General features: G+C 70.7%; 18 protein-coding genes and 2 tRNA genes. 16 read left to right on the top strand and 4 right to left on the bottom strand.

The annotated features are described in order from the left end of the window. From ACZ67T_RS29875 to ACZ67T_RS29845, 7 genes are all read left to right on the top strand, one after another. Entirely contained in the window at positions 1-1,701 is a 1,701-nt protein-coding gene (locus ACZ67T_RS29875; RefSeq protein ID WP_469988100.1) for an LCP family protein, read from the top strand. 124 nt (positions 1,702-1,825) lie between these two features. Next, positions 1,826-2,284: a ribosome silencing factor gene (gene rsfS, locus ACZ67T_RS29870; RefSeq protein ID WP_469988099.1), complete on the top strand. Its 459-nt coding sequence runs from the start codon at positions 1,826-1,828 to the stop codon at positions 2,282-2,284. Continuing rightward, a complete protein-coding gene (locus ACZ67T_RS29865; RefSeq protein ID WP_469988098.1) occupies positions 2,281-2,958 on the top strand; it encodes a histidine phosphatase family protein in 678 nt (225 codons plus the stop codon). Before rsfS ends, ACZ67T_RS29865 begins: the two co-directional genes overlap by 4 nt. Before the next feature lie 98 nt (positions 2,959-3,056). Continuing rightward, a tRNA-Ala gene (locus tag ACZ67T_RS29860) sits at positions 3,057-3,129 on the top strand. A 300-nt stretch (positions 3,130-3,429) separates the two neighbouring features. Continuing rightward, positions 3,430-3,654: a hypothetical protein gene (locus ACZ67T_RS29855; RefSeq protein ID WP_469988097.1), complete on the top strand. Its 225-nt coding sequence runs from the start codon at positions 3,430-3,432 to the stop codon at positions 3,652-3,654. 3 nt (positions 3,655-3,657) lie between these two features. Next, on the top strand, positions 3,658-3,891 hold the full coding sequence (locus tag ACZ67T_RS29850) for a hypothetical protein (protein ID WP_255951692.1): 234 nt from the start codon (positions 3,658-3,660) through the stop codon (positions 3,889-3,891). A 135-nt stretch (positions 3,892-4,026) separates the two neighbouring features. After that, positions 4,027-4,099 (top strand) — tRNA-Ala (locus ACZ67T_RS29845). Positions 4,100-4,175: 76 nt separating this feature from the next. On the opposite strand, the gene ACZ67T_RS29840 is transcribed toward ACZ67T_RS29845, so the two are convergent. Both ACZ67T_RS29840 and ACZ67T_RS29835 read right to left on the bottom strand, forming a co-directional pair. Further along, entirely contained in the window at positions 4,176-5,765 is a 1,590-nt protein-coding gene (locus tag ACZ67T_RS29840; RefSeq protein WP_356278648.1) for an NADH-ubiquinone oxidoreductase-F iron-sulfur binding region domain-containing protein, read from the bottom strand. Further along, positions 5,762-6,901: a cytochrome b/b6 domain-containing protein gene (locus tag ACZ67T_RS29835; RefSeq protein ID WP_469988096.1), complete on the bottom strand. Its 1,140-nt coding sequence runs from the start codon at positions 6,899-6,901 to the stop codon at positions 5,762-5,764. Before ACZ67T_RS29835 ends, ACZ67T_RS29840 begins: the two co-directional genes overlap by 4 nt. 603 nt (positions 6,902-7,504) lie before the next feature. On the opposite strand from ACZ67T_RS29835, the gene leuS reads away from it, so the two are divergent. The 6 genes from leuS to ACZ67T_RS29805 all read left to right on the top strand — a co-directional run bounded on the left by leuS (position 7,505) and on the right by ACZ67T_RS29805 (position 17,335). Continuing rightward, a complete protein-coding gene (gene leuS / locus ACZ67T_RS29830) occupies positions 7,505-10,399 on the top strand; it encodes a leucine--tRNA ligase (RefSeq protein WP_469988095.1) in 2,895 nt (964 codons plus the stop codon). A gap of 140 nt (positions 10,400-10,539) precedes the next feature. Further along, positions 10,540-11,286, top strand: coding sequence for a hypothetical protein (locus ACZ67T_RS29825; protein WP_469988094.1), 747 nt, complete (start codon positions 10,540-10,542; stop codon positions 11,284-11,286). A gap of 63 nt (positions 11,287-11,349) precedes the next feature. Then, positions 11,350-12,195 carry a DegV family protein gene (locus ACZ67T_RS29820; protein ID WP_469988093.1) on the top strand — a complete coding sequence of 282 codons (846 nt, stop codon included), beginning with the start codon at positions 11,350-11,352 and terminating at the stop codon, positions 12,193-12,195. A 508-nt stretch (positions 12,196-12,703) separates the two neighbouring features. Beyond that, on the top strand, positions 12,704-13,549 hold the full coding sequence (locus tag ACZ67T_RS29815) for a ComEA family DNA-binding protein (RefSeq protein ID WP_469988092.1): 846 nt from the start codon (positions 12,704-12,706) through the stop codon (positions 13,547-13,549). Next, positions 13,546-16,176 carry a ComEC/Rec2 family competence protein gene (locus tag ACZ67T_RS29810; RefSeq protein ID WP_469988091.1) on the top strand — a complete coding sequence of 877 codons (2,631 nt, stop codon included), beginning with the start codon at positions 13,546-13,548 and terminating at the stop codon, positions 16,174-16,176. Before ACZ67T_RS29815 ends, ACZ67T_RS29810 begins: the two co-directional genes overlap by 4 nt. Positions 16,177-16,453: 277 nt before the next feature. Further along, positions 16,454-17,335 carry a YceI family protein gene (locus ACZ67T_RS29805; RefSeq protein WP_469988090.1) on the top strand — a complete coding sequence of 294 codons (882 nt, stop codon included), beginning with the start codon at positions 16,454-16,456 and terminating at the stop codon, positions 17,333-17,335. 125 nt (positions 17,336-17,460) lie between these two features. On the opposite strand, the gene ACZ67T_RS29800 is transcribed toward ACZ67T_RS29805, so the two are convergent. Then, the gene (locus ACZ67T_RS29800) at positions 17,461-17,706 is read right to left on the bottom strand and encodes a hypothetical protein (RefSeq protein WP_100594242.1); all 246 of its coding nucleotides are present in this window, start codon (positions 17,704-17,706) and stop codon (positions 17,461-17,463) included. Between the two features lie 57 nt (positions 17,707-17,763). Here ACZ67T_RS29800 and holA point away from each other — a divergent pair, with 57 nt between their 5' ends. After that, positions 17,764-18,750, top strand: coding sequence for a DNA polymerase III subunit delta (gene holA / locus ACZ67T_RS29795; protein ID WP_116513029.1), 987 nt, complete (start codon positions 17,764-17,766; stop codon positions 18,748-18,750). 469 nt (positions 18,751-19,219) lie between these two features. On the opposite strand, the gene rpsT is transcribed toward holA, so the two are convergent. After that, positions 19,220-19,486 (bottom strand): 30S ribosomal protein S20, encoded by a 267-nt coding sequence (rpsT, locus tag ACZ67T_RS29790; protein ID WP_100594244.1) that lies wholly within the window; start codon positions 19,484-19,486, stop codon positions 19,220-19,222. 220 nt (positions 19,487-19,706) lie between these two features. On the opposite strand from rpsT, the gene lepA reads away from it, so the two are divergent. Then, entirely contained in the window at positions 19,707-21,566 is a 1,860-nt protein-coding gene (gene lepA / locus ACZ67T_RS29785; RefSeq protein ID WP_469988089.1) for a translation elongation factor 4, read from the top strand. Between the two features lie 262 nt (positions 21,567-21,828). Beyond that, positions 21,829-23,718: an AMP-dependent synthetase/ligase gene (locus ACZ67T_RS29780; RefSeq protein ID WP_469988088.1), complete on the top strand. Its 1,890-nt coding sequence runs from the start codon at positions 21,829-21,831 to the stop codon at positions 23,716-23,718. Positions 23,719-24,061 lie beyond the last annotated feature (343 nt).

The following is a 24,061-nucleotide window of genomic DNA, read 5'->3' as shown; positions in this document are numbered from 1 at the left end:
GTGAACGACCGATACGACGGTTACTCGGGCAGGTACTCGGGGGACGCGTCCAACACGTCCGACCAGTACGAACTCGTCGGCTACGACGAGTACGGGCAGCCCGTGTACCGGCAGGTGCCCCAGCAGCCTGCGCAGTACGAGTATCCGCAGCAGTCCCAGGACCAGGGCTACGGCTACGACCCGTACGCCACCGGCCAGCAGCCGCCGGTGCCCTCGTACGACACGTACGACCCCTACGGGGCGGGTGCGCCCGCGCAGCAGGGACCGCCCCCTTCCTACGACCCCTACGGGACCGCCGCGGGAACGGGGCAGCAGCAGCGGGTCGAGGAGCAGGCCGCGACCGCCCACATTCCGGCGCAGGCCGCTCCCCGGACCGAGCCCGCCGCGCGCGATCGACGTGACGGTGGGCCCGAGTACCGGACCGAGCAGTTCTCCTTCGTCGAGGAGCCGGACGAGAACTCCGAAGACGTCATCGACTGGCTGAAGTTCACCGAGTCGCGCACCGAGCGCCGCGAGGAGGCCCGCCGCCGCGGCCGCAGCCGGATCGTGGCCCTCGTCGTCGTCCTCGTGCTCTGTGTGACCGGCGGCGTCGGCTACCTCTGGTACGAGGGCAAGCTGCCCGGCTTCGGCTCCAAGGACTCCGGCAAGGGCGCCGCCGACACCGCGGGCCCGCAGAACCGCGACGTGATCGTCGTCCACATGCACAACACGAAGGGCGGCGGCACCTCCACCGCCCTGCTCGTCAACAACACCACCACCAAGCAGGGCACCACCGTCCTGCTCCCCAACTCCCTTGCCCTGACGGACGACGAGGGCAGCGCGACGACGCTCGGCAAGTCCGTCGACGACGACGGGTCCTCCGGCACGCGCGACGCCATCGACACGGTCCTCGGCACGGACGTCGAGGGCACGTGGCGGCTCGACACCCCGTACCTCAACAACCTCGTCGAACTCGTCGGCAACATCGACATCGACACGAACGCCGACGTCCCCGACCCGGCCGCCAAGTCCGGGAAGAACGGGAAGAAGGCGACGTCCCCGCTGGTCAAGAAGGGGAAGCAGCAGACGCTGAGCGGCCCCATGGCCGTCGCGTACGCCACCTACCGCGCGCCCGGCGAGTCCGGCACCGCGCAGCTCATGCGGTTCGGCCAGGTCATGCAGGGCGTGCTGCGCAAGCTGTCGTCCGACCCGCACGCCGCCACCATCACCGTCCAGTCCCTCGCCCAGATCCTCGACCCCTCGCTGGGCGAGAAGGACCTCGGCGCGTTCCTCGCCAAGCTCGCCGACCGGGCCAAGGGCGGCGACTACAAGACCGCGCTCCTGCCCGTGCAGCAGGACGGCACCCTCTCCGAGCAGGCCACCGACAGCGTCGTCAAGGACGTCCTCGGCGGCACGGTGAAGAGCCCCGGCAAGGACGCCTCCGTACGCGTCGGCATCAAGAACGCCACGGGCGTGAAGACCCGCACGGAGAAGGCCAGGGTCACGCTGGTCAACGGCGGCTACACCTTCGTCGACGCCGGGACGGGCACCCCGGCCCAGGCCGCGTCGCAGGTCATGTATCAGGACGACGACCGCAAGCAGGACGCCGTCGAGGTCGCCAAGACCCTGGGCCTGCCGACGAGCGCGGTGCGCAAGGGGAAGACCGTGGCGAACGCGGACGTGTCCGTGGTCCTCGGGCAGAACTACACGGGCGGACAGTAGGCGCGTGCCCGGCCGCGGGGGCGCGTTTTCCCGGCCGGGCAATCCAGTAAGGGCCGTCGGCGGTCCGTGAGACCCTTGGGGTATCCCTTCAAGGGATTACTGCCCGCCGACGGAAAGCCTTGTAGTGACCGCCACTGACCGCTCCATCGAGCTCATCACCGCCGCCGCACAGGCGGCTGCCGACAAGCTCGCGCACGACATCATCGCGTACGACGTCAGCGATGTGCTGTCGATCACCGACGCCTTCCTGCTGGCCTCCGCGCCCAACGACCGCCAGGTCAAGTCGATCGTCGACGAGATCGAGGAGCGCCTGAACAAGGAGTTCGGCGCCAAGCCGGTCCGCCGCGAGGGCGACCGCGACGCCCGCTGGATCCTCCTCGACTACGTCGACATCGTCGTCCACGTCCAGCACAGCGAGGAGCGTGTCTTCTACGCCCTCGAGCGCTTGTGGAAGGACTGCCCCGAGCTGGAGCTTCCCGCGGACGCCAAGGCCACCCGCGGCAAGGCGGCGGAGCACGCTCGGGCGACGCAGGCCGCGGAGGAGGCCGAGGAGCTTCGCGAGCTCGGCGGAGAGCTGCGTTGACCGCCGCGGGGGCCGGCACCGGACCGGCCGGGGGAGTGGCCCGCGGACGGCGCGTCATCCTGTGGCGCCACGGCCAGACCGCCTGGAACCTGGAGCGCCGCTTCCAGGGCTCCACGGACATCGGCCTGACCGAGACCGGCGTCGCCCAGGCCCGCCGGGCCGCCCGGCTGCTCGCCTCGCTGAAGCCGGACGCCATCGTCGCGTCCGACCTCAGCAGGGCCTCCGCCACGGCCGCCGAGCTGGCCGCGCTCACGGGCCTCGGCGTCACGCACGACGAGGACCTGCGCGAGACCTACGCCGGTGAGTGGCAGGGCCTCACGCACGACGAGATCATCGCCCGTTACGGCGACCAGTACGCCGCGTGGAAGCGCGGCGAGCCGGTGCGCCGCGGCGGCGGCGAGCTCGAGACGGAGGTCGCCGACCGGGCCGCTCCCGTCGTGCTCGGTCACGCGGAGAAGCTGCCGCAGGACGGCACACTCGTCGTGGTCAGCCACGGCGGCACGATCCGCACCACCATCGGGCGTCTCCTCGGTCTCGAGTCCCACCACTGGGAAAGCCTCGGCGGCCTCTCCAACTGCTGCTGGTCCGTCCTCGGCCAGGGCGCACGCGGCTGGCGGCTGCTCGAGCACAACGCGGGCACGCTCCCGGAGCCTGTGCTCGGCGACGACGACTGAGCCCCCCGACAGGGGCCGGACGGCCGGATTTCACTTTCCGGCAGGTCGCAGGCTAGAGTTCTTCTTGTTCGCAGCCGCGCAGAGCGGGGAGAACGCAAGGGGCTATAGCTCAGTTGGTAGAGCGCCTGCATGGCATGCAGGAGGTCAGGAGTTCAATTCTCCTTAGCTCCACATTCGAAGCGTCCGCTTCACAAAGATCCCGTCCGGGTAAGGGCGGGATTTTTTGTTACCCGGAACACTCTTTCCAACTGCCTTGAGGCGCTTGGTGTCCCGGGGGCGTATAGGTCTGTGGATGTGGTCCTCGTGTGTCGGTGTGTGCGTAAGTGCTGGCCGGAGCGGGCGAACTCGGCGCCGTGTCCGGACCGGTACCCATGCGTCGCTGACCGTGACGCTCCGGCCGTGGCAGAATCGGACGGCCGGTAGAGGGCCGCGTCCGATCGACGAAGTCGGCCCGACGGGAGGGAGAACGCGATGCCCGCGCGCATCACCGAGGCGGCCGACCGCCCCCTCGGCGTGACAGTGAGACCGGCCGAAGCAGCCCATTCCGGGCGGCACGTTCCTTCCCTCTCCTCTTCTCCGTCTTCGTTCTCTTTCCTCGACTGTCCGTCCTGCGGCTCCCTCCACGTCGCGCAGATGCTCGGCGACAACGGCGGGATCTCGTACGTGTGCACGGCCTGCGGCCACAGCTGGAGCTGATCGATGGGTGCACACAGGAGGAAGTGCGACTGGTGCGGCGGCGGCACGCCCATCGTCAGGGACATGGAGCCGGTCAACCCCGACTACCAGTACTGGTGCGAGGAGTGCGCGCGGGCGCTGATCATAAAAGGCGACCCGATCGAGACGTATCGGGAACTGGAGGGCGAGCCGATCTACGGCCGGCTGCTCGACGAGCACTGCACGCTCAAGCGGTTCTACTCGTTCGCCACGGCCTGAGGGTGCCTTAAATTCGGGCAAACCGTACCAAGGTGGAAACGATTTGGTGATGCACCGGGTGCCCGGTAATGTTGGCGTCGCCGCCGGGGAAACCGGGCGACACGGTGAACATGCGGCTCCGCCGGATGGACGCGAGGGGCTATAGCTCAGTTGGTAGAGCGCCTGCATGGCATGCAGGAGGTCAGGAGTTCAATTCTCCTTAGCTCCACAGTAGATGGACATGAAGACGGGCCACCCGAACAGGGTGGCCCGCTTTCGTATGCCGTCACGCAGTCCCGCGGGCGTCAGCCGCGCCCGCTGCCCAGGGCCCTGCGCCCGCGGCCCGGCGGGAGCGCGGGCGGCAGGGCCGGGCGGGCCGGAGCCGCCGCCGGGTCCTCCTCGATACGCAGCGCCAGCGCGGGGCACCGGCGCACGGCCCGTACGGCGCGCGCCTCCGAATAGCGCGCCACCGGGGCCTCCGCGACCGAGGGATAGCCGTCCGGGCCCAGCTGGATCAGCTCCGGGACGATGTCCGCGCACAGGCCGTGGCCCTCGCACAGCGTCCAGTCCACCGCGAGCCGCCGGCCACTGGGGGACTCGCCCTGCGGCGCCTCCGTGTGCAGGGGCAGCACGCCCTGCACCGGGCGCCCGCAGCCGCCGCCCAGGACGTGTGCGGCGAGATCGTCCGTGAACGCCGAGATCGTCGACTCCAGGAACGCCGCCGAACCGTCGGGGTGCTTGCACGCGCCGCGCCGCTTCACCGCCCTGGTGACCTGCTGAAGGGCTTCGAGGGCGGTGGGGCCGCCGCCGTTCAGCACGTCCTCCAGGCCGCGCGCCGCCGCCGGCAGACCCAGGTAGCAGGGACCGCACTGGCCCGCGCTCTCCGAGGCCAGCCACTGGGCCACCCGGAGCGCCTCGCCGAGCGGGCAGGTGTCCGGGCCGATCGGCAGGATCGCGCCCGCGCCGAGCGCGCCCCCGGCGGCCTCAAGGGAGGCGCGGGAGACCACCGCCTCCTGCGCGGTGAAGGCGTCGAGCCACTTGCCGTGGTAACCGCCCGTGAGCACGCCCTGGGGCATCGGCGGGGCGCCCGCGAGCTGGAGCACGTACCGCAGGGGAACCCCCGCAGGGACTTCGAGGACCATCGGGCGGGCGACGGCTCCGGAGAGGGTCAGCAGGATCGTGCCGGGCTCGTCGCGCAGGCCCGTGCGGCAGTAGCGCTCGGGTCCGGTGCGGGCCGCCACGGCGAGCTGGGCGAACGTCTCGGCGTTCGACAGCAGCGTGGGCGCGCCGCCCACCCCGGAGTCGGAGGCGCGCACCTTGCGGCCCGGAGGTACCGGGGGCCCGCCGTCCGCCGAGCGGATCAGCGCGGAGGACTCCCCGGTGACCATGCGTACGGGGTTGCGCTGCACACGCGCGCGCAGCGGGGCGCCACGGCGGTTGGACAGGCCTCTTTCGAGGAGCGCGGCCTGCATCGACGCCTCGGTGGAGTCGCGGGTCACGCCCACCACGAGGGTGCGGGCGCCGAGGGCCTCGGCGACCAGGAGCGCGCCGTCGAGGATGAGGTGCGGGGCGCGGTTGATCAGGACCGTGTCCTTGCGGCAGGCGGGTTCGTCCTCGCTGCCGTTGACCACGACGACGGGGCGCACCCCGCGGCGTATCGCGGACTGGGCGACGGCGCGCAGCTTCTTGGCGAAGGGGAAGCCGGCGCCGCCGCGGCCGCGCAGGGATATCTGCCCGGCCAGCGCGGCCAGTTGCTCGCCGCCCATTGGTTCGAGCGGGCCGTGCACTTTGAGATGCATGTCGAGGTCGAGTCGCTCGACCAGGTCGAAGCCCGAGGTGAGCTGGGGGAGACCGACGACGCGGACTTCGGGGACGTCGGGCAGCGCGGTGTTCACTGAATGCCTCCGGGCGGCGTGCTCCAGGGCTCACCCGCGGCGGGGGCCTGGAACGGGCCGGGCAGCGTTTCGGTGGCGGCCTCTTCCTCGAAGCTCGGGATGCCGCCGTAGGGGGTGTCGAGAGTGGGGTCGTACGCCGAGGGGGGTGCCGGGGCGGGGGGCGGCGGGGACGGGGCCGGCCAGCGCTCGGAGGGCTCGGGGTCGACGAACGGGAGGGACTCGGTGGGCTGGAGGTCCAGAAGGGTCAGGGGCTCCCCGGGGGGCGGGGCGCCGAAGAGGGGGTCCACCGGGGCCGAGACCGCGCGGTAGGCGGCCGAGAAGCCGATGCCGGCGGTGGCGGGGCGCGGCTCGAACGTGGGGCGCGCCGGAGCCTCGTGGAGCGGTGGAATGTCGGGGGACGGCATGGGGAGCGGATTTTCGCGTGGCCGCGGCGGGGGCTCGCGGTTCACGTCGAAGCGGGCGTCGGACGGTGCGGGGCGGCCGGCGCCGCCGGGCAGCGGGGACCGGGTGACGTCCCTGCGGCGGGTGCCCTGCGTTCTGCCGTCGCCGTCGAGGAGTGCCAGGACGCGGGCGGCGACCTTGCGCTTGACCGGTCCCGGCGCCGCGCGCAGGGCGACCGCACCGCCCACCGCGACCAGGCACAGGCAGTACATGACCACTACGTAGGTCTTGGGCTGCCGGCCCGCGTACAGACCGTGGATCAGCGCGGAGCACCAGGCGGGGTAGGCCAGCATGTGCAGGGCGCGCCAGCGGGAGGCGATCTGGGCGGGGGACGCGAAGGCCTTGCGCAGGGCGCCGGTGACGCCGGTGGTGACCATCAGGAGCCCGGCGAGCGAGCCGAGGCCGATCAGGCCCGCGCTGCCGGTCACGCCGAGCCCGAAGGGGATCAGCGCGCCGACCACGGACACATGGTCGAGGGCCAGCTTGACGGTGACGTGCAGGAGCAGGAAGCCGATCGAGGCGACCGCCGTGGCCCGGTGCACGCCCTGGGAGAGCAGGCGCTGGCGCGAGGTCAGGAACAGCCGGTCGGAGGCGACCAGGCCCCAGACGACGGACGCCGTCAGGGAGACCAGGGACAGCACCCCGGTGGTGAAGTCGAGCGCGGCGCGGAAGGCGTCGCTCCCGACGAGGACCACGAGGGGTATCAGTAGCAGTGCCGCTGCGCACAGGGCCCCTCGGGTCGCCCGGCTGGGTGCGGGGGACGGGCGGATCCTGCGCCGGGGGCGCTGGGTATTTCCACGCTGGGGGAACGGATTCAGCGGCTGCCCGTTCGTCGGGGAGTTCAACGGGGAGTTCAGTGGAGGGTTCATGGGGGCGACTCCGAATGGTTCGGCAAAGTGGTCCCGCTGCCGCACTCTAGGTCGACCCATACCAGCCAGTACGGGGTTTGAGTTATCTCGTTGTTATCTATCGGAGGTGTGGACTTTGTGTTGCCCCGATAGGGGTCGGTACGCGGGGTAACCCTTGGCCCATGCACCTTTCGAAGGCCCCCCGTGGTCCGCCCGCAGCCCCGCGACGGGCTCCCCGGGAAGCCCGTCGCGGCCCGTGCGGGCCCTGCGGTACCCTGACGCCATGCGTGCCGTACGCCTTCTGCTTAGCGAGCCGCGCTGATCAGTCCCGACCGCTGACGAATCGCGGATCGGAATCGGCGCGGCGCCCCCTCCTGTGCGAGGGGCATTTTTGTTTGGCCAGCGCGGTCAGTTCCGTAAGCAGAGACGATCGATGGAGCTTTGAGGATCATGAGCGAGACGAATTCCGCTGCCGCTTCCGAGGTGGCCGCGCCGCACCGCTACACGGCGGCGATGGCCGCCGACATCGAGGCACGCTGGCAGGACTTCTGGGACGCCGACGGCACGTACGAGGCGCCGAACCCGAGCGGTGACCTGGCGGGGGACACCGAGGCGGACCGGGCCATGGCCGCCCGGCCCAAGAAGTTCGTCATGGACATGTTCCCGTACCCCTCGGGCGCGGGCCTGCACGTCGGCCACCCGCTGGGCTACATCGCCACGGACGTCTTCGCGCGCTTCCAGCGCATGAACGGGCACAACGTCCTGCACACCCTGGGCTTCGACGCCTTCGGCCTGCCCGCCGAGCAGTACGCCGTGCAGACGGGCACCCACCCGCGCACGTCCACCGAAGCCAACATGGTCAACATGAAGTCCCAGCTGCGTCGGCTGGGCCTGGGCCACGACAAGCGCCGGTCGTTCGCCACGATCGACCCCGAGTACTACAAGTGGACCCAGTGGATCTTCGTCCAGATCTTCAACTCCTGGTACGACGACGAGGCGAAGACGGCCCGGCCGATCGACCAGCTGATCGCGCAGTTCGAGAGCGGTGAGCGCGCCGTACCGGACTCCACGCGCGCGTGGCACGAGCTGAACGCGGCCGAGCGGGCCGACGTACTGAGTGAGTACCGGCTGGCGTACGCGTCTGAGGCGCCCGTCAACTGGTGCCCCGGCCTGGGCACCGTCCTGGCCAACGAGGAGGTCACCGCCGACGGCCGCTCCGAGCGCGGCAACTTCCCCGTCTTCAAGGCCAAGCTGCGCCAGTGGAACATGCGCATCACCGCCTACGCGGACCGCCTGCTGGACGATCTGGACGCCCTGGACTGGCCCGAGGCGATCAAGCTGCAGCAGCGGAACTGGATCGGCCGCTCCGAGGGCGCCCGCGTCGACTTCCCCGTCGGCGACGAGGCCATCACCGTCTTCACCACCCGTCAGGACACCCTGTTCGGCGCCACGTACATGGTCCTGGCGCCCGAGCACGACCTGGTGGACCGGATCGTCCCGGCCGCATGGCCCGAGGGCACGCACGACGTCTGGACGGGCGGTCACGCGACCCCCGCCGAAGCCGTCGCCGCCTACCGCAAGCAGGCCGCCTCGAAGTCCGACGTCGAGCGCCAGGCCGAGGCCAAGGACAAGACCGGCGTCTTCACCGGCGCGTACGCGGCCAACCCGGTCAGCGGCGAGCAGGTCCCCGTCTTCATCGCCGACTACGTCCTGATGGGCTACGGCACCGGCGCGATCATGGCCGTCCCCGCGCACGACACCCGCGACTTCGCGTTCGCGCGCGCCTTCGAGCTGCCGATGCGCTGCGTCGTGGAGCCCTCGGACGACCGCGGCACCGACACCGCCACGTGGGACGACGCGTTCGCCTCCTACGACGCGCGGCTGGTCAACTCCGCGAGCGACCAGATCTCCGTGGACGGCATGGGCGTCACCGACGCCAAGGCGCGCATGACGGAGTGGCTGGAGCGCACCGGCATCGGCCGCGGCACCGTCAACTTCCGTCTGCGCGACTGGCTGTTCAGCCGCCAGCGCTACTGGGGCGAGCCCTTCCCGATCGTCTACGACGAGGACGGCGTCGCGCACTCGCTGCCCGAGTCGATGCTGCCGCTGGAGCTGCCGGAGGTCGACGACTACAGCCCCCGCACGTTCGACGCGGACGACGCCGACACCCAGCCCGAGACCCCGCTGTCCCGCAACGACGACTGGGTCCACGTCACGCTGGACCTGGGCGACGGCCCCAAGAAGTACCGCCGCGAGACCAACACCATGCCCAACTGGGCGGGTTCGTGCTGGTACGAGCTGCGCTACCTGGACCCGCACAACAGCGAGAAGCTGGTCGACCCGGCCATCGAGCAGTACTGGATGGGCCCCCGCGAGGGACAGCCGACCGGTGGCGTCGACCTGTACGTGGGCGGCGCCGAACACGCCGTGCTGCACCTGCTGTACGCCCGCTTCTGGTCGAAGATGCTGTTCGACCTGGGCCACATCTCGTCGGCCGAGCCGTTCCACAAGCTGTACAACCAGGGCATGATCCAGGCCTACGTGTACCGCGACAGCCGCGGCATCGCGGTGCCCGCCGCCGAGGTCGAGGAGCGCGACGGCGCGTACTACTTCGAGGGCGAGAAGGTCTCCCGCCTGCTGGGCAAGATGGGCAAGTCCCTGAAGAACGCCGTCACGCCGGACGAGATCTGCGCCGAGTACGGCGCGGACACCCTGCGTCTGTACGAGATGGCGATGGGCCCCCTGGACGTGTCGCGGCCGTGGGACACGCGCGCGGTGGTGGGCCAGTTCCGTCTGCTGCAGCGCCTGTGGCGCAACATCGTCGACGAGGCGAGCGGCGAGGTCACGGTCGTCGACACCGAGGACTCCGCCATCGACGGGACCACGCTGCGCGCCCTGCACAAGGCGATCGACGGGGTCCGCCAGGACCTGGAGGGCATGCGGTTCAACACCGCCATCGCCAAGGTCACCGAGCTGAACAACCACCTGACCAAGGTCGGCGGCCCGCTGTCGCGCAGCGTGGCCGAGCGCCTGGTGCTGCTGGTCGCGCCGCTGGCCCCGCACATCGCCGAGGAGCTGTGGAGCAAGCTGGGCCACACCGACTCCGTCGTCCACCAGGACTTCCCCGTCGCCGACCCCGCGTACGTCGTGGACGAGTCCGTGACCTGCGTCGTGCAGATCAAGGGCAAGGTCAAGGCGCGTCTGGAGGTCTCCCCGTCGATCTCCGACGAGGAGCTGGAGAAGGTGGCCCTGGCCGACGAGCGGGTCGTCGCCGCGCTGGACGGCGCCGGTATCCGCAAGGTCATCGTGCGGGCGCCGAAGCTGGTGAACATCGTTCCTGCGTGAGCGACAGCCGCTGCGTCCAGCCGGACGATCAGGGTTGTTCCCTACGGGCAGGTTGGGGGTTCCGCTGGAACCTCCAGCCTGCCTTTTCCGTTTACCGTGGAAGAGGCGGACGGACCGTCGACCTTGTCGGGAGGAGCGTCATGGGAGAGGCCGTGATCGCAATCGTGGCGCTCATGTTCGTACTGTTCCTGGCCCTGGGCGGGTACGTGACGGTGAAGGTCGTCGGCGCCGCCAAGCGGGGAGTGGACCGCACGGTCGCGCAGGCCCGCCGGTCCGTCGAGGACACGACGCTCAAGGCACGTACCTTCGTGCAGCCGGGCGCGGCCGGGGAGCTCGCGCAATTGCGGCTCAAGCTGCGCACGTCGATGAGGTCCACGCAGGAGGCGCTCCACGCGCGCGTGGCCGAGGACGCCTCGCTCAAGGAGTCGCTGGACCTCTTCGGCCGGCTCAGCGTGCACGGGCACGAGCTGGACGACGACCTCAAGCGTCTGGAGACCGAGCCGGACAAGGCGCATCTCGCCGAGCTCCTGCCCAGCCTGCGCAAGCGGACGGAGCAGATCACCGCGTCGGCCGACTCCCTGCGCCGGGCGGCCATGGACCGTGCCCACCGGATCGCCGATGATGACCTCGATTCGCTGAGCGCCCAGATCGACATCGAGGCGGGAGCCCTGCGGCACTGGACGACCGAACCGTCGTCCGAGCCCGCGCAGACGCCGTCCTCGTGGCCCGAGGCAGCGGCCCCGGAGCGCCCTGCCGCACATCAGACCTGGCCAGGGACTCCGCAGGGCGGACAGCCCGAGGCGTCCGACCGGCCCGCGCTCTCGCCCACCGACCCGCGCCCGTCCTATCCTTGGCAGAAGAAAGCCCGTCCGGAGAGCACGACTTGACGTGTGACCGGGCCACCGGGGCCGGGCTGCCGTCCACCGGCCCGGGCAGGTAATCTCCAGCTCATGTCCCGCCATGTCGCGATCGTCACGGATTCAACGGCCTACCTGCCGCAGCGGACGATGGAGCGCCACGGCATCATCGCGGTCCCCCTGACCGTGGTCCTTGGCGACCGGGCCCTCGAAGAGGGCGCCGAGATCTCCACCCGCTCACTCGCCGAAGCCCTGCAGAAGCGCCGGCCGGTGACCACGTCCCGGCCCAGTCCCGAGATCTTCGCCGCCACTTATCGCAAGCTGGCCGAAGAGGGTGCGACCAGCGTCGTCTCGCTCCATCTGTCGTCCGAACTCTCCGGCACCTACGACGCCGCGGTACTCGCCGCGCGTGAGGCGCCGGTGCCGGTCAGAGTCGTGGACACCGGCATGGTCGCGATGGCCCTCGGTTTCTGCGCGCTCACCGCCGCCGAGGTGGCCGACGGCGGCGGCACGGTCGACGAGGCCGTGAGCGCGGCGGAGAAGCGGGCCGCCGCCACGTCCGCCTTCTTCTACGTGGACACCCTCGACTACCTCCGCCGCGGTGGCCGTATCGGCGCCGCCCAGGCCCTCCTCGGCTCGGCGCTCGCCGTAAAACCGCTGTTGCAGCTCGAAGGTGGCCGTATCGAGCTGCTCGAGAAGGTGCGTACGTCGTCGAAGGCGATCGCCCGTCTCCAGGAGATCGTCGCCGAGCGCGCGGGCACGAGCGAGGTCGACATCGCGGTGCACCATCTCGCCGCGCCGGACAGGGCGGCGACGTTCGCGGACAAGCTGCGGGAGCGGGTGCCGGGGCTCTTGGACCTGCATGTCAGCGAGGTCGGCGCGGTGATCGGGGCGCACACGGGGCCGGGTTTGCTGGGGGCGATTGTTTCGCCTCGATGAGGTGCTTCGCGGTGCGGTGCTCTGAGTCTGGGGGTTCTTGTGGGTGACGGAGTTATCCACAACTGGCGGGTTGTCCCCGGGAATTGAGCAAGATCACCGCGGATTCGGCGGAGTGCCTAGCGTTCGTGGCATGGCACTTGGATCAGCACTTTCAGAGACAGCAGTACGTTCGGAGACGCTTGAGGCAGCTGCCCGGGATGTGGCGCCGGGAGGAGCGTCGGGGACGTGGCAGCGGCGTAGGCGTGTGCGGCGGCGCTATCGGCAGGCGTCGGCCGAGGCATTGAGGCTGCGGGCACAGGCGTTGTTCGCGGAGGGGCGGGATGGGCCGCCGGGCTGGTCCGGCGCGCCGAGCCTTTTGCCCGGTTCACCGGGTGGGCCGAGTTCGCCGGATCCGCCCGAGTGGGTGCGGCCGCCTCTTCCACGGTGGGCCGGGGCGGTGTCCTCACGTCCTCCTCGGTGGGCTCGGGCGGATGCCGATGCTGATTCCGGCGACTGCGGGGTCCAGGTGGTGGGTGCGGCGCCGGGGGAGTACACGGAGGAGCGGGACGAACCGGAGGGCGAGGCCCAGAGCGACACGCCCTCGTGGCGGGAGCGGGCGGGGCTTGCCGCGCGGGAGCGGCTGCCGCTGTGGATGCAGACGCGGTGCGGGCTGGAGCGGCGGAGCGTGATCGCTCTGGTCGTGGTCCTGGTCGCGGCGGCGGGCTTCGCCGTGCACCACTTCTGGACCGGCCGGGCTCAGCCGGTGAGCGCGCCCGAGGTGGTGCGATCGGCGGCGCCCGAGGGGGCGGCGGGTCAGATCGGGGCCGGTCAGGAGCCGGACACCGGGCCGGCACCTGCCCCCGCCGGGGCGTCGGCTGCGGGCGGGACGGCTGGGCCTGCCGGGGAGGCTGCGGCGGCGATCGTCGTGGACGTCAGCGGGAAGGTGCGCAGCCCCGGGATCCATCGGCTGCCGGCCGGATCCAGGGTCGCCGACGCGTTGCGCGCCGCCGGAGGGATCCGTCCGGGAGTGGACCCCACGGGCATCAACCGGGCGCGACTGCTGGCGGACGGTGAGCAAGTGGTCGTGGGCGCACCGGCGGCACTCGGAGGGACCGGCTCGGGCGGCTCCGTGGGTTCGGCGAGTTCTGCCGGGACGGGTGCCGGAACCGGAGCTGCGGCGGCGGGGCCCATCGGCCTCAACACCGCCTCCGCGGAGCAGCTCGACACGCTACCGGGCGTCGGACCCGTGCTGGCCCAGCACATCATCGACTACCGCACCGAGCACGGAGGTTTCCGATCCGTCGATGAACTGCGCGAGGTCAACGGCATCGGCGACCGTCGATTCTCCGACCTCCAGAACCTCGTACGGCCATGAACAGCACGGGAGTCGCACCGCCCGTGGACCTCACTTCGGATGACGCCAACCCCAGGCAGGAAGGCCCGGCGGATCTCCGTCTCGTCCCTCCGGCGCTCGCGGCATGGGCCACGGCAGCGGTGACACTGGACGCTCCGGCGGCCTGGGTGACGGCCCTCGCACTGGCCTGCGTGGCGGTGGCGGGAGCGTTGTTACTGGGAGGGGCGACACGGGGACGGCAGGGGAGCACGGAGCCACCGCGTCCGCCACTACAGCCCCCGCCCCCGGAATTGCGGCCACCACCACCCCGCCCTCCCCGCAGAGTGTTCTCGCTCCTGCCTCGTATGTCCGTGGCCGCCGTGCTGCTCTGCGTCGCCGCGTCCGGGGCCTCGGCCACGCTGCACGGTGCGGATCTGACGCGCGGTCCCGTTCCCGGACTTGCCCGGCAATTCGCCCGGGTAACGGTCGAGTTGGAAGTGACGGCCGACCCGCGGTTGACACGCCCCCGCGTGAAGGGGGACCACGCGGCTCCCTCGTCCGTCGTCATCGCCGCCGATGTGCTGAGAGTCGGCGACGCGGGGCGGGGCAGGCACTCGGGCGTCGGGACGCGGGTGCGTACGCCGGTCCTGGTCCTCGTCGACGTGGACCGCGCCGCGCCGGGGAGGACGCCGTGGCTGTCGCTCCTGCCCGGCACGCGGCTGGTCGTGCACGGAGGGCTGGCGCCCGCGTCGGCCGGCGGCGGCCGGGTCGCTGCCCTGCTCCGCGTCGGACGCGACGAGAGCCCTCGGACCGTCGGCGCACCCTCCACGGCTCAGCGGTTCGCGGGGAAGCTGAGGGGCGGGCTGCGGGAAGCGACCGAGGGGCTGCCGGCGGATGCCCGCGCGTTGCTCCCCGGGCTCGTGGTCGGGGACACGTCTCGTGTCCCGCCCGAGCTGCACGAGGCGTTCGAGGCCACTGACCTCTTGCACCTGACGGCGGTCAGCGGGGCGAACTTCACGATCCTGCTCGCTCTGCTGATCGGTCCGCCCGGCACGGCGCACCGGGCGGAGCGCCGTGGGCTCGCTGCGAGGCTCGGGATCCCGTTGCGGGCGACCGCTCTGCTCGGCGGCGCGCTCACGCTCGGCTTCGTGATCGTGTGCAGGCCGGAGCCGAGTGTCCTCAGGGCGGCGGCCTGCGGGCTCGTCGCACTGCTCGCCATCGGCACCGGGCGACGCAGGTCCCTGATCCCGGCACTGGCCACGGTCGTACTGCTGCTGGTGCTGTACGACCCCTGGCTGGCCCGGAGTTACGGGTTCCTGCTGTCCGTCCTGGCCACCGGCGCGCTGCTGACCCTCGCCCCGCGCTGGAGTGCGGCACTGCGGCGGCGGAGATGCCCGCCGCGCCTGGCGGAGGCGCTCGCGGCGGCCGGGGCGGCGCAGGCCGTGTGTGCGCCGGTGGTCGTGGTCATCGCGTCCCGGGTGAGCCTGGTGGCGGTGCCGTGCAATCTGCTCGCGGAGTTCGCCGTCGCGCCCGCGACGGTGCTGGGGTTCGCCGCCCTGGCCGCCGCGCCGCTGGCGATACCGGTCGCGAAAGTCTTCGCCTGGTGCGCGAGCTGGCCCGCCGGATGGATCGCGGACATCGCCCGCGCGGGGGCCGCACTGCCCGGCGGAGGCGTGGACTGGCCCGGTGGCCCGAGCGGTGGACTGCTGCTGGCCGTGGTCACTCTGGGCGTGGTCCTCGTGGGCCGCCGGGTACTCAAGTCCCCGTGGGCCATAGGGATGTGTGTGCTGCTCCTGATCCTCGTGGTCGTGCAGCCGAGGCCCCTGACCCGGGTGATCACGGGGTGGCCCCCGCCGGGATGGCGGATGGTGATGTGCGATGTGGGGCAGGGGGACGCGCTGGTGCTCGCGGCGGGCGCCGGGGCCGGGGTGGTGGTCGACGCGGGGCCGGATCCGGTGCTGGTCGACCGCTGTCTGCGCTCGCTCGGGATCACCAGGGTCCCGCTCGTCCTGCTGACCCACTTTCACGCGGACCATGTCGCGGGTCTGCCCGGGGTGCTGCGGGGGCGCGAGGTGGGGGCGATCGAGACGACAGGGTTCGCCGAGCCGCCGGAGCAGGTGCGTTTCGTCCGAGGGCTGGCGGACGCTCGGCACATCACGATGAGCCGGGCCGTCGCGGGGGAGGAGCGGCGGACGGGCCGGCTCGCATGGCAGGTGCTGTGGCCGCAGCCGCGACCCGCTCCCGACCCGGACGGCCCGAACGACGCGAGCGTCACTCTGCTGGTCCGCACTGCGGGCCTCACCCTGCTGCTCCTGGGTGACCTCGAACCACCGGCGCAGCGCGCCCTGTTGAGAGCTCCCGTGGCGGCGTCCCTGCCACCCGTGGACGTTCTCAAGGTCGCCCACCACGGCTCGGCCTACCAGGATCCGGTACTTCTGCGGCGGGTCGCGCCCCGTCTTGCCCTGATTTCGTGTGGCGAGGACAACCCGTACGGGCATCCGTCGGCGCGCACGGTCGCGGAGTTGCGGGCCGGTGGAGCGGCGGTCCTCCGGACGGACCGGGACGGGGCGTTGGCGGTCACCGGATCGGGGCAGGACAGATCCGGCTCGGTCCGTTCCGGGGAGGCGCCGGGGGAGGGGGCGGGGCTCGGTGTGGTGACGGGTGGGTGATGGCAGGTGCCGCGCCTCTGCGGCTCCCGTGGCAGCCGTGCCCCCGCTGTTCCCATGGCGGCCGTGCCCCTGCGGCTCCCATGTCATTACCGGCCGGTAGAAATGCCCCCGAGCTGGCGAAACGGTAAGCGGAATGACTAATTCAGGCATCTCTATACAGGCGGTAACAGTCTCTGGCATTCCCGCGATGTGGGCCTGTGTTGCCCCGAATGCCACAACGATGGTCGAATGCATCTTCGTTGATGGTGGTGTCAAGCTTCACTGGGGTGTCTCGCACATGGTCGGCCGCTGGCTGGGAAACCGTACGAACCGGGCTCAACGAACAAGTCCCCTCGCGGGGTTGAGCGTGCCGCCCGGTGCGGGATTCGTCAGCTGCCGGGTGCTCGATCCCGTCAACGAGCCGGTGCGCGGCGCCGAGTTCGCGGTGAGCGACGTCATGGGGCGCACGGTCGTGAGCGGTGGGGCCGACCCGTTCGGCTCGTTCGTCGCGGCCGTGCCCGCCGGTGACTACCGGCTCGCGGTCACGGCGGAGGGCTACACGCCGTACCGGGGAAACGCTTCGGTCGCCGAGAGCGCGCACTCCTCACTCGGCGACGTCATGCTCCAGGTCGCCCAGCCGCCGGCCCTGCCCGACGTCGGGGAGTGGGAGATCGAGGCGATGCACTCGTCGGTCGGGTTCACGGCGCGGCACATCGGGCTGGCGCGGATCCACGGCCGGTTCAACACGTTCGCGGGCGCGCTGCGCATCGCCGAGCGGGTCGAGCGGTCCGCGATGCATGTGGTCATCGATGCGTCGTCCATCGACACGAACGTGAAGATGCGCGACGACCACCTCAGGTCGGCCGACTTTCTCGACGTGGACCGGTTCCCGACGCTCGAGTTCTACAGCGAACGGTTCGTGCACAAGGGCGGCAGCCGTTGGGCGATCCCCGGCGCGCTCTCGCTGCACGGTGTGACCCGCACGGTCACGCTCGACGCGGAGTATCTGGGCCTGGGCAACGGCATGGAGGGCGAGACCCGCGCCGCCTGCCGCGCCACCACGGAGCTGCACCGCGACGACTTCACGGTCAACTGGCAGACGATGCTGGCCCGCGGGATCGCGGCGGTCGGCTCCAGCGTGAAGATCGAACTCGACATCCAGATCGTCCCGAAGGGCTGACGCCCCGCGGCATCCTCGACGGTCAGCTCTCACTGGTCAGCCCTCAACGGTCAGCCCTCGAAGGTCCGCCCTCAACCGCCGCCCTGATGCGGCCTACCCGAGCCGCCGCCCCGATGCCGCCGCGGCTAGGGCGCCTCGAGCCAGCCCTCGTGCTCCGCGGCGAATTCGTCGAGTGAGGCGGGGTCGAGGCGGCCGGTGGGGTCCTCGATCACCACGAGCCACTGGGCGTCCTCGGCGTCGTCCTCACCGGCCAGCGCGTCGCGTACGAGCTGGGGCTCCTCGGTGACGCCGAACCGGTCGGGAAGCTCCTCGGCCACCTCCTCCGCGGCGTCGCGGTCGGGCAGCACCAGTACATGTCGAGCGTCGGTCACCCGGCCATTCTCCGGCACGGCGGGCGCTGTCAGTGCCGCGTGGGATGCTTGACCGCGATGGCCAGGAAGACTGCAACAGACGACGTGCTCGCCCCTGTCACCCTCGCCGTGGGGCAGGAGGACCTGCTGCTCGACCGCGCGGTGCAGCAGGTGGTGGCGGCAGCTCGCGCCGCCGACGCGGACACGGATGTGCGTGACCTCACATCCGACCAGCTTCAGCCCGGCACGCTCGCCGAGCTGACCAGCCCCTCGCTCTTCGCCGAGCGCAAGGTCGTGGTCGTACGCAATGCGCAGGACCTCTCGGCCGACACGATCAAGGACGTGAAGGGGTACTTCGCGGCGCCCGCCGAGGAGATCACGCTGGTGCTGCTGCACGCCGGCGGCGCCAAGGGCAAGGGGCTGCTCGACGCGGCCCGCAAGGCCGGGGCCCGCGAGGTCGCCTGCCCCAAGATGACCAAGCCCGCGGACCGGCTGGCGTTCGTGCGCAGCGAGTTCCGGGCGATCGGCCGTTCCGCGACGCCGGAGGCGTGCCAGGCGCTGGTCGACTCGATCGGCAGTGACTTGCGGGAGCTGGCGTCCGCCGTCACGCAGCTCGGCGCGGACGTCGAGGGCACCATCGACGAGGCGGTCGTCGCCCGGTACTACACGGGCCGGGCGGAGGCCTCCAGCTTCACCGTCGCCGACCGGGCCGTCGAGGGCCGTGCCGCGGAGGCGCTGGAGGCGCTGCGGTGGTCGTTGTCGACCGGGGTGGCGCCCGTGCTGATCACCAGCGCGCTCGCCCAGGGAGTCCGCGCCATCGGCAAGCTCTCGTCGGCACGCGGCGGCCGGCCCGCTGACCTCGCCCGCGAGCTGGGGATGCCGCCGTGGAAGATCGACCGGGTGCGTCAACAGATGCGCGGCTGGACGCCGGACGGTGTGGCCGTCGCGCTGCGGGCCGTCGCCGAGGCCGACGCGGGCGTCAAGGGTGGCGGGGACGATCCCGAGTACGCCCTGGAGAAGGCCGTGGTCACCATCGCAAGGGCCGCCCGCTCCCGTCGCGGCTGAGTGCCGCGGCTCGAGTCACACAGGCCCACACCCGGCATTCGCAAGCTCCCGCGCGCACCTCTCGTATGTGCCGGCCCGCGCGCACCCCTCGCTAGCTCCCGGGCCCGCGCGCACCTCTCGTAGGCGCCCGCCCGCGCGCACCACTCACAAGCCCCCGGCCCACGCACACCACAGACAAGCCCTCGGCCCACGCACACCACAGACAAGCCCCCGGCCCCGCAGGGCCCGCCCTCAGGCCACCCGCAACCCGTAAGCCCCAAGCCCCCGAACACGCCAAAACCCCGCCCAGCCATCCTGGGGAAGGACAGCCGTGCGGGGTCTCAGGTTCAAGCTCGATGGATCCGCACCCGCGTGGCGAACGCAGTCGCGTGCAGATCCGGGGTGCCGGCCGGGAGCGGAGAGAGAGGGCCCGCTCGGGTCCGTCCGGCGATCACATCAAAGGAGTGCCGTCCCGTGAGGGAGTGGGTACTCAGCCCTTGAGGGAAGAAGCCTTGGAAGCAAGCGCCGACTTCTTGTTGGCGGCCTGGTTCTTGTGGATGACGCCCTTGGAGACGGCCTTGTCGAGCTTGCGCGAAGCCTCGCGCGTGAGCTCCTCGGCCTTCTGGGTGTCACCCGCGGCAACGGCCTCGCGGGCCTTGCGGATCGCGGTCTTGAGGGAGGACTTGACAGCCTTGTTGCGCTGACGAGCCTTCTCGTTGGTCTTGATCCGCTTGATCTGGGACTTGATGTTCGCCACGAAATGAGCCTTTTCAGGTTCAGGCACGCGAGCTCACGCCCACGTGCCGGTGATTTCTCTTGAAGTGCCTCGTGCCGAGAGGGCATGAGACACAGCTGTCAACGTTACCAGCCGTGCTCCGAGCGGCCCAAACCGGGCGCAGCCCCGCGTCCGTGGGACCATGGAACCTACGTATAGATCCGACCCGAGGCGACAGGCGCCTCAAGAGACAGGACCCTGCGTGCCCGCGACCCCTAACAATGTGCCCGAGCCGAGCCGTACTGCCCCGGCTCTGATCCGCAATTTCTGCATCATCGCGCACATCGACCACGGCAAGTCCACGCTCGCCGACCGGATGCTCCAGCTGACCGGTGTGGTCGAGCAGCGGCAGATGCGTGCTCAGTACCTCGACCGGATGGACATCGAGCGCGAGCGCGGCATCACGATCAAGTCCCAGGCGGTGCGACTGCCCTGGGCCCCGAGCGAGGACCCGGGCAAAACCCACATCCTCAACATGATCGACACCCCGGGGCACGTGGACTTCACGTACGAGGTCTCGCGGTCCCTCGCGGCCTGTGAGGGCACGGTCCTGCTCGTCGACGCGGCCCAGGGCATCGAGGCGCAGACTCTCGCCAACCTCTACCTGGCGATGGAGAACGACCTCAAGATCATCCCGGTTCTCAACAAGATCGACCTGCCGGCCGCCCAGCCCGAGAAGTTCTCCGAGGAACTCGCGAACCTCATCGGCTGCGAGCCGGAGGACGTGCTGAAGGTCTCCGCGAAGACCGGCATGGGCGTCGAGGCGCTGCTCGACAAGGTCGTCGCCGAGATCCCGGCCCCGGTCGGCGTCGCCGACGCGCCCGCCCGCGCGATGATCTTCGACTCCGTGTACGACTCCTACCGCGGCGTCGTGACGTACGTGCGAGTCGTCGACGGTCAGCTCAACAAGCGTGAGCGGATCCGGATGATGTCCACCGGCGCCACCCACGAGCTCTTGGAGATCGGCGTCTCCTCGCCGGAGATGACCTCGGCCGACGGCATCGGCGTCGGTGAGGTGGGTTACATCATCACCGGCGTGAAGGACGTCCGTCAGTCCAAGGTCGGTGACACGATCACCTCCCTGCACAACGGCGCCACCGTGGCGCTCGGCGGTTACAAGGACCCGAAGCCGATGGTCTTCTCGGGCCTCTATCCGCTGGACGGCTCGGAGTACCCGGACCTGCGCGAGGCTCTCGACAAGCTGCAGCTCAACGACGCCGCGCTCGTCTACGAGCCGGAGACCTCGGCCGCTCTCGGCTTCGGCTTCCGCGTCGGCTTCCTCGGCCTGCTCCACCTCGACGTGATCCGTGAGCGCCTGGAGCGCGAGTTCGGTCTCGACCTCATCGCCACCGCGCCCAACGTGGTCTACCGCGTGGCCATGGAGGACGGCAGCGAGCACACGGTCACCAACCCGAGCGAGTTCCCCGAAGGCAAGATCGACAAGGTTTTCGAGCCCGTCGTGCGGGCCACGATCCTCGCCCCCAGCGAGTTCATCGGCTCGATCATGGAGCTCTGTCAGACCCGCCGCGGCACGCTGCTCGGCATGGACTACCTCTCCGAGGACCGCGTCGAGATCCGCTACACGCTGCCGCTCGCGGAGATCGTCTTCGACTTCTTCGACCAGCTGAAGTCCAAGACGCGCGGCTACGCGTCCCTGGACTACGAGCCCACCGGCGAGCAGGACTCCAGCCTGGTCAAGGTCGACATCCTGCTGCACGGCGACAAGGTCGACGCCTTCTCCGCGGTCACGCACAAGGACGCGGCGTACGCGTACGGCGTGCGGCTGGTCGCCAAGCTGCGCGAGCTCATCCCGCGGCAGGCCTTCGAGGTGCCGATCCAGGCCGCCATCGGATCCCGGGTCATTGCCCGAGAGACGATCCGCGCCATCCGCAAGGACGTCCTCGCCAAGTGCTACGGCGGTGACATCTCCCGTAAGCGCAAGCTGCTCGAGAAGCAGAAGGAGGGCAAGAAGCGCATGAAGATGGTCGGCTCCGTCGAGGTGCCGCAGGAAGCCTTCATCGCCGTGCTCTCCAGCGACGACAGCGGCTCGAAGAAGAAGTAGGCCGCGTCACAGCAGTCCGGGGGCCCGTCGCACGTCAGTGCGGCGGGCCTCTTGATTTCCCGGCCTTGTCGTGCGGGTCTTTTGTGGGGGCTGTGTGTACAGCGGCTGTCGACAAGAAGTGACAGGCTGCGGCCCCTTACGCACCGGGCGACTGCGCTCTACTCTGATCACTGCTCGGTAGTTACTCGCCAGTTAAACAAAATCCGCCAACAGCCAGCCGCGCCCAGTCTCGCCGCGCTGCCGCGGGCCCCCGGAGGACGTCGTGAGCGACACACAGACCCTGATCGAGAACCGTCCGCCGTCCGTGGCGGCCCTCTTCCTGGAGCGCGTGGCGGCCACGCCCGATACCGAGGCCTACCGCTACCCGGTGCCATCGGCCTCCGGTGAGGGCCCCGAGGAGTGGAAGTCGCTGAGCTGGGGGCAGGCCTCGACGCGGGTCTACGCCATCGCGGCCGGCCTCATCGAGCTCGGCGTCCAGCCGGAGGAGCGGGTCGCGCTCGCCTCCTCCACGCGGGTCGAGTGGATCCTGGCCGACCTCGGCATCCTGTGCGCGGGCGCCGCCACGACCACCGTGTACCCGCAGACCAACGCCGAGGAGTCGGGGTTCATCCTCGCGGACTCGGACAGCAAGGTCCTGATCGCCGAGGACGCGGCCCAGCTGGCCAAGGCCCGCGAGCGCCGGGCCGACCTGCCCGATCTCGCGCATGTCGTCGTCATCGACGAGGCCGGGGTCGAGCCGGACGCCGCGGACCCCGAGGGCTGGGTGCTCACGCTCGCCGACCTGGAGAAGCGCGGCGCCGCGTACCTGGAGAAGCACCCGCACCTGATCAAGGAGAAGGTCGGCGCGATCACCGCGGACCAGCTCGCGACCCTGATCTACACCTCCGGCACCACCGGCCGGCCCAAGGGCGTGCGCCTCCCGCATGACAACTGGTCGTACATGGCGAAGGCCATCGCCTCGACCGGTCTGGTCGGCCCGGACGACGTGCAGTACCTGTGGCTGCCCCTCGCGCACGTCTTCGGCAAGGTCCTCACCTCCGGGCAGATCGAGGTCGGACACGTCACCGCCGTCGACGGCCGCGTGGACAAGATCATCGAGAACCTGCCCGTCGTGCAGCCGACCTACATGGCCGCGGTGCCGCGCATCTTCGAGAAGGTCTACAACGGGGTCGCGGCCAAGGCGCGGGCCGGCGGCGGCGCCAAGTACAAGATCTTCCAGTGGGCGGCCGAGGTCGCGCGCGACTACGCGAAGGCCAGCCAGGACAACTTCCGCAGGACCGGTTCGGCCTCGGTGCCGTTCGGGCTCGGCGCCAAGCACAAGGTCGCCGACGCGCTCGTCTACTCCAAGCTGCGCGAGGCGTTCGGCGGCCGGCTGCGCGCCTGCGTCTCCGGCTCCGCCGCGCTCGCCCCCGAGATCGGCTACTTCTTCGCCGGTGCGGGCGTGCACATCCTGGAGGGCTACGGCCTCACGGAGACCTCCGCCGCGTCCTTCGTCAACCCCGGTGAGGCGTACCGCACCGGCACGGTCGGCAAGCCGCTGCCCGGCACGGAGGTGCGGATCGCGGACGACGGCGAGATCCTGCTGCGCGGCCCCGGCGTCATGCAGGGCTACCACGGGCTGCCCGAGAAGACGACCGAGGTCCTGGAGTCCGACGGCTGGTTCCACACCGGCGACATCGGTGAGCTGTCGCCCGACGGCTACCTCAAGATCACCGACCGTAAGAAGGACCTGATCAAGACGTCGGGCGGCAAGTACATCGCGCCCGCCGAGGTCGAGGGCCAGTTCAAGGCCGTCTGCCCGTACGTCTCGAACATCCTGGTGCACGGCGCCGACCGGAACTTCTGCACGGCGCTCATCGCTCTCGACGAGCCGTCCATCCTGGAGTGGGCCAAGGACAACGGTCTGGAGGGCAAGTCGTACGCCGATGTGGTCGCGGCCCCCGCCACGGTCGAACTGGTCGAGGGCTACGTCAAGGAGCTCAACCTGGGCCTCCAGAAGTGGCAGACCATCAAGAAGTTCAAGCTCCTGCCGCGTGACCTCGACATCGAGCACGGCGAGCTGACCCCGAGCCTGAAGCTGAAGCGGCCGGTCGTCGAGCGTGAGTACGGCTACCTGATCGACGAGATGTACGCGGGTTCACGCGAGAAGTGACGCCCCGCGTCGCCGCTTGAGGGATGCGTCGCGGTCCGCCACCACGGTGTGCGGGCGCGGCGCATCTCTCGTAACAGCTCCTCCGACTGCGTCACCTGGCGGCGCCGTTCGGCCGCGTCAGGCAGGGGGCGGCCGTCAGTTCGCGTGCGACGGCGGACAGGCGGGCCATCAGTTCGGCGGCCCGGAGCGAGCGGATGCTCGCGGGTGAGCATCCGCTCCGGCGAGTGCTCCCGGATCCTTGACGTGGCTGACGTGGCTGACGTGGCTGACGTGGCTGACGTGGCTGACGTGGCTGACGTGGCTGACGTGGCTGACGTGGCTGACGTGGCTGACGTGGCTGACG

It is taken from the genome of Streptomyces sp. NPDC107517, from assembly GCF_055582645.1.
The sequence above is the reverse complement of the archived record's forward strand: the minus strand, read 5'-3'. Positions and strand labels throughout refer to the sequence as shown.

What these genes read in the sequence shown, in the direction of transcription:
- ACZ67T_RS29850 (WP_255951692.1), top strand. Translation starts at nt 3,658, where the DNA reads ATGGGTGCACACAGGAGGAAGTGCGACTGGTGCGGCGGCGGCACGCCC.
- ACZ67T_RS29810 (WP_469988091.1), top strand. Translation starts at nt 13,546, where the DNA reads ATGAACAGCACGGGAGTCGCACCGCCCGTGGACCTCACTTCGGATGAC.
- leuS (WP_469988095.1), top strand. Translation starts at nt 7,505, where the DNA reads ATGAGCGAGACGAATTCCGCTGCCGCTTCCGAGGTGGCCGCGCCGCAC.
- ACZ67T_RS29805 (WP_469988090.1), top strand. Translation starts at nt 16,454, where the DNA reads ATGGTCGGCCGCTGGCTGGGAAACCGTACGAACCGGGCTCAACGAACA.
- ACZ67T_RS29825 (WP_469988094.1), top strand. Translation starts at nt 10,540, where the DNA reads ATGGGAGAGGCCGTGATCGCAATCGTGGCGCTCATGTTCGTACTGTTC.
- holA (WP_116513029.1), top strand. Translation starts at nt 17,764, where the DNA reads ATGGCCAGGAAGACTGCAACAGACGACGTGCTCGCCCCTGTCACCCTC.
- ACZ67T_RS29820 (WP_469988093.1), top strand. Translation starts at nt 11,350, where the DNA reads ATGTCCCGCCATGTCGCGATCGTCACGGATTCAACGGCCTACCTGCCG.
- ACZ67T_RS29855 (WP_469988097.1), top strand. Translation starts at nt 3,430, where the DNA reads ATGCCCGCGCGCATCACCGAGGCGGCCGACCGCCCCCTCGGCGTGACA.